This is a genomic window from Streptomyces sp. SID486, assembly GCF_009865385.1.
Classification (GTDB): Bacteria; Actinomycetota; Actinomycetes; order Streptomycetales; family Streptomycetaceae; genus Streptomyces.
Genome location: NZ_WWJT01000795.1, coordinates 1 through 8,353 on the forward strand (window position 1 = coordinate 1; position 8,353 = coordinate 8,353).

Consider the following 8,353-nt stretch of genomic DNA (forward strand, 5'->3'; position numbering starts at 1 on the left):
GGCCTGCTCTGGTTCGGCTGGTTCGGTTTCAACGCCGGCTCCTGGCTCGGCAACGACGACGGCGTCGGCGCGCTGATGTTCGTCAACACCCAGGTCGCCACCGCCGCCGCGATGCTCGCCTGGCTCGCCTACGAGAAGATCCGGCACGGCGCGTTCACCACGCTCGGCGCCGCCTCCGGCGCGGTCGCGGGCCTCGTCGCCATCACCCCGTCCGGCGGCGCGGTCTCCCCGCTCGGCGCGATCGCCGTCGGCGCCGTCGCCGGCGTCGCCTGCGCCGCGGCCGTCGGCCTGAAGTTCCGGTTCGGCTTCGACGACTCCCTCGACGTCGTCGGTGTCCACATGGTCGGCGGCATCATCGGATCCCTGCTGATCGGCTTCCTCGCCACCGGCAAGGGGCAGTCGTCGGCGACCGGCGTCTTCTACGGCGACCACTCCTTCGACCAGCTGTGGAAGCAGTGCGCGGGTGTCTTCGCGGTCCTCGCCTACTCCCTGGTCGTCTCCGCCGTCCTCGCCTTCCTGCTCGACCGGACCCTCGGCATGCGGGTCGCCGAGGACCGGGAGGTCTCCGGCATCGACCAGGCCGAGCACGCCGAGACCGCGTACGACTTCAGCGGCACCGGCGGCGGCGTCATCGGCTCCGCCGCCCCCGCCCAGGCCGCCCCGCAGAAGAACAGGAAGGTGGATGCATGAAGCTCATCACCGCGGTCGTCAAGCCCCACCGGCTGGACGAGATCAAGGAGGCCCTCCAGGCCTTCGGCGTCCACGGGCTGACGGTCACCGAGGCCAGCGGCTACGGCCGCCAGCGGGGCCACACCGAGGTCTACCGCGGCGCCGAGTACACCGTCGACCTCGTCCCCAAGATCCGCATCGAGGTGCTGGCCGAGGACGACGACGCCGAACAGCTGATCGAAGTCGTCGTCAAGGCGGCTCGTACCGGCAAGATCGGAGACGGCAAGGTGTGGTCCCTGCCCGTCGAGACGGCCGTACGGGTCCGCACCGGCGAGCGCGGCCCGGACGCGCTCTGAGCTGGAGCAACGGAACAGGAGTCGCTGGGTGAGCGGTACGGATGTGCGCCAAGAGACGGAAGACCCCGGACCCGGCGGCTACGCGGCGGCCCGGCTGCGCCTCCTCACCGAGGGGACGCGGTCCGGGCCGCCGCGCCGTGCCGCCCTCGCCGGACTGACCGACGACTGGCTCGCCGGACTGTTCACCGCGGCGGTGCGGCGGCTCCCGCGACCGGGCGGCGGCCGAGCGGAGGGCGGACTCGACGGGGTCTCGCTCGTCGCCGTCGGCGGCTACGGCCGCGGTGAACTGTCCCCGCGCAGCGACCTCGACCTCGTCCTGCTGCACGACGGCTCCGACCCAGCCGCGGTCGCCGCCCTCGCCGACCGGCTCTGGTATCCCGTCTGGGACCTCGGCCTCGCCCTCGACCACTCCGTGCGCACCCCCGCGGAAGCCCGCAGGACGGCCGGTGAGGACCTGAAGGTCCACCTCGGCCTGCTGGACGCCCGGCACCTCGCCGGCGACGCCGGACTCACCGCCGCACTGCGCACCACCGCCCTCACCGACTGGCGCAACCAGGCTCCCAAACGGCTCCCTGAGCTGCGGGAACTGTGCGCCGAGCGGGCCGGGCGCCAGGGCGAGCTGCGCTACCTGCTGGAACCCGACCTCAAGGAGGCCCGCGGCGGCCTGCGCGACGCCACCGCCCTGCGCGCCGTCGCCGCCTCCTGGCTCGCCGACGCCCCGCGCGAGGGCCTGGCCGACGCCCGCCGCAGCCTGCTCGACGTGCGCGACGCCCTCCACCTGGCCACCGGACGCGCCACCGACCGGCTCGCCCTGCAGGAGCAGGACCAGGTGGCCGGCGAGCTGGGCCTGCTCGACGCGGACGCCCTGCTCCGGCAGGTCTACGAGGCGGCGCGGGTCATCGCGTACGCCGGCGACGTCACCTGGCGCGAAGTGGGGCGCGTACTGCGCTCGCGCGCCGTACGGCCACGCCTGCGCGCCCTGATGGGTGGTGGCCGGCCCGCGGCCGAGCGCTCACCGCTCGCCGAGGGCGTGGTCGAACAGGACGGCGAGGTGGTGCTCGCCCGCGCCGCCCGCCCCGAGCGCGACCCCGTCCTCCCGCTGCGCGCCGCTGCCGCCGCCGCACAGGCCGGCCTCCCGCTCTCCCTGCACGCCGTGCGGCGGATGGCCGCCACCGTCCGCCCGCTGCCCGCCCCCTGGCCCGCCGAAGCCCGGGAACAGCTGGTCACCCTGCTGGGCTCCGGCCGCCCGACGGTCGACGTCTGGGAGGCCCTGGAGGCCGAGGGCCTGATCACCCGGCTGCTCCCCGACTGGGAACGGGTCCGCTGCCGCCCCCAGCGCAACGCCGTACACCTCTGGACGGTCGACCGGCACCTGATCGAGACCGCCGTCCGCGCCTCCGAACTGGCCCGTCGCGTCAGCCGCCCCGACCTGCTCCTGGTCGCCGCCCTGCTGCACGACATCGGCAAGGGCTGGCCCGGCGACCACTCGCTGGCCGGCGAGATCATCGCCAAGGACGTCGCCACGCGGATCGGCTTCGACCGCGCCGACGTGGCCGTCCTGTCGGCACTCGTCCGCCACCACCTGCTGCTGATCGAGACGGCCACCCGCCGTGACCTGGACGACCCCGCCACCGTCCGCGCGGTCGCCGAGGCGGTCGGCACCCCCGGCACCCTGGAGCTGCTGCACGCCCTCACGGAGGCGGACGCCCTCGCGACCGGCCCGGCCGCCTGGTCCGCCTGGCGCGGTTCCCTCGTCGCCGACCTCGTGGGGCGCGTGCGCGCCGTCCTCGCCGGAGACGTCCCCGACGAGCCCGAGCCGGCCGCGCCCACCGCCGAGCAGGAGCGCCTCGCCGTCGAGGCCCACCGCACCGGCGGCCCGGTCCTCGCCCTGCGCGCCCAGACCGAACCGGTGCCGGACGAGGAACGGTCCGGCGATCCGGAACCGCTGGGCGTGGAACTCCTCATCGCCGTCCCCGACCAGCCGGGCGTCCTGCCCGCGGTGGCCGGGGTCCTCGCCGTGCACCGCCTCACCGTCCGCACGGCGGAGCTGCGCGCCCTGCGGCTGCCGGACGGCGTGGACGACGAGGGCACCGTGCTCCTGCTCAACTGGCGGGTCGCGGCCGAGTACGGCTCCCTGCCCCAGGCGACGCGGCTGCGCGCCGACCTCGTCCGTGCCCTGGACGGCTCCCTGGACATCGCCGGGCGCCTGGCCGAGCGGGACGCCGCCTACCCGCGCCGCCGCGGCTGGACCGCACCGCCGCCCCGGGTGACGGTGGCCCCGGCGGCCTCCCACCACGCCACGGTGATCGAGGTCCGCGCCCAGGACGCGCCGGGACTGCTGCACCGCATCGGGACGGCCCTGGAGAAGGCGGGCGTGCGGGTGCGGAGCATGCACGTGAGCACGCTGGGCTCCAACGCGGTGGACGCGTTCTACGTCACGACGGGAGCGCAGGCACCGCTGCCCGGGCCGGACGCGGCGAGCCTCGCGGGGGTGCTGGAGGAGACCCTGCGGGGGTGACCTCGCCGCGGGCGGCCGTCGACACGGTGTGCCGCCCCCCGGACGCGCCCGGTGCGCGCGCCCCGTCCGCCGATTGCGGCGGGCGGGGACCGTTGCCTCGCGGGGCCAGATACCCTGGAAGACGCTCAGACCGCCCCCGACTCCGAGGACCGAAGCCGCCGTGTTCGATACTCTCTCCGACCGCCTCAGCGCGACTTTCAAAAACCTCCGCGGGAAGGGCCGGCTGAGCGAAGCGGACATCGACGCCACGGCCCGTGAAATCCGCATCGCGCTCCTCGAGGCGGACGTGGCCCTGCCCGTCGTCCGGACGTTCATCAAGAACCTCAAGGAGCGCGCGCTCGGCGCCGACGTCTCCCGGGCGCTGAACCCCGCCCAGCAGGTCCTCAAGATCGTCAACGAGGAACTGATCACCATCCTCGGCGGCGAGACCCGGCGCCTGCGGTTCGCCAAGCAGCCGCCGACCGTGATCATGCTGGCCGGTCTCCAGGGTGCCGGTAAGACCACCCTGGCGGGCAAGCTCGGCCGGTGGTTGAAGGAGCAGGGCCACTCCCCGCTGCTGGTCGCCTGCGACCTCCAGCGCCCCAACGCCGTGAACCAGCTGAGCGTCGTCGCCGAGCGCGCCGGCGTCGCGGTGTACGCGCCGGAGCCGGGCAACGGCGTCGGTGACCCGGTGAAGGTCGCCAAGGACTCCATCGACTTCGCCCGGTCCAAGGTCCACGACATCGTGATCGTGGACACCGCCGGCCGCCTCGGCATCGACGCCGAGATGATGCAGCAGGCCGCGGACATCCGGGACGCCGTCTCCCCGGACGAGATCCTGTTCGTCGTCGACGCCATGATCGGCCAGGACGCCGTCAACACCGCCGAGGCGTTCCGGGACGGCGTCGGCTTCGACGGCGTGGTCCTCTCCAAGCTCGACGGTGACGCCCGCGGTGGCGCGGCCCTGTCGATCCGGCAGATCACCGGCAAGCCGATCATGTTCGCGTCGAACGGCGAGAAGCTGGACGACTTCGACGCGTTCCACCCGGACCGGATGGCCTCCCGCATCCTCGACATGGGTGACCTGCTCACCCTGATCGAGCAGGCGGAGAAGACCTTCAGCCAGGAAGAGGCCCAGAAGATGGCCTCCAAGCTGGCGTCCAAGAAGGGCCAGGAATTCACCCTGGACGACTTCCTGTCCCAGATGGAGCAGGTCAGGAAGATGGGCAGCATCAGCAAGCTGCTCGGCATGCTCCCGGGCATGGGCCAGATCAAGGACCAGATCGCCAACCTGGACGAGCGGGACGTCGACCGCACCGCCGCGATCATCAAGTCGATGACCCCGGGCGAGCGCCAGGACCCGACGATCATCAACGGCTCCCGCCGCGCCCGTATCGCCAAGGGCTCCGGCGTCGAGGTCAGCGCGGTGAAGGGCCTGGTCGAGCGGTTCTTCGAGGCGCGCAAGATGATGTCCCGCATGGCCCAGGGCGGCATGCCGGGTATGCCGGGGCTCCCGGGCATGGGCGGCGGCCCCGGCCGGCAGAAGAAGCAGCAGAAGAAGGCCAAGGGCAAGCAGCGCTCCGGCAACCCGATGAAGCGCAAGCAGCAGGAGCTGGAGGAGGCCCAGCGCCGCGAGGCCGCTGCCCAGAACGGCGGCGCCTTCGGGCTGCCGCAGCAGGGCGGCGAGGACTTCGAGCTGCCGGACGAGTTCAAGAAGTTCATGGGCTGACCGCCCGTACGGTCACCTGGGGCGCCCTTCCCGCGGAGGGGCGCCCTTGCGCGTGCCGGTGCCGGGGTCGTGTCGTACCGTCCGGATATGACCAACCCCGCTCCGCCACGCAAGTCTCCGGACCAGCCCTGGCGTACCGAGGGCGCCCCGGAGGAGCCGTCGCAGCAGTCGCCCGGCGGCGGACGGAGCATGCGGGGCGGCTGGTGGCGGCTGATCCTCACCGCGCTGATCGTGTACCTGATCGCGAACCTGGTGCTGTCGTACTTCGACCAGGCGAACGAGCCGACGATCTCCTACACCGAGTTCAGCAAGCAGGTGAACGACGGCAACGTCGACAAGATCTACGCCAAGGGCGACTCCATCCAGGGCCAGCTCAAGAAGGAGCGGAAGAACCCGGAGGGCGGCGGCTCCTTCACCAAGTTCAACACCGAGCGGCCGTCGTTCGCGGACGACGACCTGTGGGCGAACCTGACCAGGCACAAGGTCAACGTCACGGCCGAGCCCGTCGTGCAGCACCGTAGCTTTCTCGCCAACCTGCTCATCTCGCTGGCGCCGATGCTGCTGCTGATCGCCGTGTGGGTGTTCGTCGCGCGGCGGATGAGCGCCGGGCTCGGCGGCGCGGGCGGCATGCTCGGCCGCAAGGCACCGCCGAAACCCGTGGAGCTGGTGCCGGGGGAGAAGCGCACCACGTTCGCCGACGTCGCCGGGATCGACGAGGTCGAGGGCGAGCTGAACGACGTCGTCGACTTCCTGAAGAACCCCGACGACTATCGCCGGATGGGCGCCAAGATGCCACGCGGTGTACTGCTCGCGGGACCGCCCGGCACCGGAAAGACCCTGCTGGCGCGGGCGGTGGCCGGGGAGGCGGGCGTGCCGTTCTTCTCCGCCTCGGCCTCCGAGTTCATCGAGATGATCGTGGGCGTGGGCGCCTCCCGGGTCCGGGAGCTGTTCGCCGAGGCCCGCAAGGTGGCGCCGTCGATCATCTTCATCGACGAGATCGACACCATCGGGCGGGCGCGCGGCGGCGGCGCCTCCGTGGGCGGGCACGACGAGCGCGAGCAGACGCTGAACCAGATCCTCACCGAGATGGACGGCTTCTCCGGCGCGGAGGGCGTCATCGTGATCGCCGCCACCAACCGCGCCGACATCCTCGACCCGGCCCTGACCCGCCCCGGCCGCTTCGACCGGGTCGTCCAGGTCTCGCCGCCGGACCGCGGCGGGCGCGAGGCCATCCTGGAGATCCACACCCGCGACATCCCGCTCGCCGACGACGTCGATCTCGCGCAGGTCGCCCGTACGACCCCGGGCATGACGGGTGCGGATCTGGCCAACCTCGCCAACGAGGCGGCGCTGCTCGCGGTGAAGCGGAAGCAGCCCCGGGTGACCCGGTCCGACATGTCCGACGCGCTGGAGAAGGTCCAGCTGGGCGCGGAGCGTCCGCTGGTGATGCCCGCGGAGGAACGCCGGCGCACCGCCTACCACGAGAGCGGGCACGCGCTGCTGGGCATGCTCCAGCCCGGCGCCGACCCGGTCCGCAAGATCACGATCGTGCCGCGCGGCCGGGCGCTCGGCGTCACCCTCTCGACCCCGGACGCCGACCGGTACGCGTACACCGAGGAGTACCTGCGGGGCCGGATCATCGGCGCGCTGGGCGGCATGGCGGCCGAACACGTCGTCTACGACGTGATCACCACCGGCTCCGAGAGCGACCTGGAACAGGTCACCAACATCGCGCGCGGCATGGTGTCGCGCTGGGGCATGAGCGAGGAGGTCGGCCGGCTCTCCGCGCTCCCCAACGACGCCCAGCAGGCGTACGGCCTCGCCGCCGCCCCGCAGACCCTCGACGTGATCGACACCGAGATGCGGCGGATCGTGGACGAGTGCTACGAGGAGGCGTGCCGCAAGCTCCGCGACCACCGGGGGCAGCTCGACGCACTGGCCCAGGCCCTGCTGGAGCGCGAGACGCTGGAGGAGGCGGACGCGTACCGGATCGCCGGGATCACCCGCCTGACCAAGGACGCCGACGCCTAGGGACCGCCCCGCCCCGCCCTCGCAGCCGCACCCGCGACGACGCCCGCGCCCGTGACAACGTCTGCGACCTCGCCCGCGACGGCGCCCGCGCCCGCGCCTGTGACAGCGTCGGTGTCCTGGCCGGATCCGGGGGCCGGGGGTGCGGCGGGACCTAGAGATCGTCTTCAAAGGTCAGATCCAGAGCATGATTGAGGCGATGGTGACGGCGGCTTGGTAGGACTCGCGGGTCTTGTCGTAGCGAGTGGCCAGCCCGCGCCACTGCTTGAGGCGGTTGAAGCAGCGCTCGACGACGTTGCGGTGGCGGTAGATGTCCCGGTCGAAGCCGGGCGGCCGACCGCCGCGTATGCCGCGGTTCAAGCGGCCGAGGATCTGGTCGACGCGTTCGGGGATGGTGTGCGGGATGCCGCGTCGTCGCAGGTAGGCGCGGATCTTTCGAGAGCTGTAGCCCTTGTCGGCGACCACGTGGTCGGGCCGGGTCCGCGGGCGCCCGGGCCCGACTCTGGGCACGCTGATCGAGCCCATCACCTGCTCGAAGCGGGTGCAGTCGTTGGCGTTGCCGCCCGATAAGACGAAGCCAAGAGGGCGGCCGCGTCCGTCGCAAGCCAGGTGAACTTTCGTGCTCAGTCCACCACGGGATCGACCGAGGGCGTGATCACCCGCTTCGTCCCTGTCGACGGCCCCTTTTTGCCGCCGGCGGCGTGCTGGTGTGCCCGCACGATGGTGGAGTCGACCGAGACGAGCCAGTCGATGTCTCCGGCCGCGTCTCTCTCCGCCTGGATGGCCCGCAGCATGCGCGAGAAGGTGCCGTCCAGAGCCCACCTGCGAAAACGCGTGTACAAGGTCTGCCAGGAGCCATAACGTTCCGGCACGTCACGCCAGGCCGATCCGGTCCGCAGCTTCCACACGATCCCGTTCAGTACCACCCGGTCGTCCAAACGGGGCCGCCCTGCGGTCCCCGAACTCGGCAGGAACCGCGACAACACTGCCCACTCGGCATCCGAAAGCTCATGACGACGCACCACGACAAGCATGATCCCTCATCACTTGATCACCTTTGAAGACGATCCCTAG

4 protein-coding genes and 2 pseudogenes are annotated in these 8,353 nt (G+C 72.3%); 5 read left to right on the forward strand and 1 reads right to left on the reverse strand.

The annotated features are described in order from the left end of the window. The 5 genes and pseudogenes from GT045_RS37865 to ftsH form a co-directional block, all read left to right on the forward strand. Nucleotides 1-690 (forward strand): annotated as a pseudogene (locus GT045_RS37865) (ammonium transporter); the annotation flags it as partial. Beyond that, nucleotides 687-1,025, forward strand: coding sequence for a P-II family nitrogen regulator (locus GT045_RS37870; RefSeq protein WP_039656487.1), 339 nt, complete (start codon nt 687-689; stop codon nt 1,023-1,025). The pseudogene GT045_RS37865 and the gene GT045_RS37870, both read left to right, overlap by 4 nt. 28 nt (nt 1,026-1,053) lie before the next feature. Then, a complete protein-coding gene (locus tag GT045_RS37875; protein WP_161336984.1) occupies nt 1,054-3,543 on the forward strand; it encodes a [protein-PII] uridylyltransferase in 2,490 nt (829 codons plus the stop codon). A 160-nt stretch (nt 3,544-3,703) separates the two neighbouring features. After that, entirely contained in the window at nt 3,704-5,251 is a 1,548-nt protein-coding gene (ffh, locus tag GT045_RS37880; RefSeq protein ID WP_161297640.1) for a signal recognition particle protein, read from the forward strand. Nucleotides 5,252-5,338: 87 nt separating this feature from the next. Next, nucleotides 5,339-7,282 carry an ATP-dependent zinc metalloprotease FtsH gene (ftsH, locus tag GT045_RS37885; RefSeq protein ID WP_161297639.1) on the forward strand — a complete coding sequence of 648 codons (1,944 nt, stop codon included), beginning with the start codon at nt 5,339-5,341 and terminating at the stop codon, nt 7,280-7,282. Between the two features lie 171 nt (nt 7,283-7,453). Here the strand turns inward: ftsH and GT045_RS37890 are convergent. Then, a pseudogene (locus GT045_RS37890) lies at nt 7,454-8,313 on the reverse strand (IS5 family transposase). Nucleotides 8,314-8,353: the final 40 nt, after the last annotated feature.

What these genes read in the sequence shown, in the direction of transcription:
- GT045_RS37870 (WP_039656487.1), top strand. Translation starts at nt 687, where the DNA reads ATGAAGCTCATCACCGCGGTCGTCAAGCCCCACCGGCTGGACGAGATC.
- ftsH (WP_161297639.1), top strand. Translation starts at nt 5,339, where the DNA reads ATGACCAACCCCGCTCCGCCACGCAAGTCTCCGGACCAGCCCTGGCGT.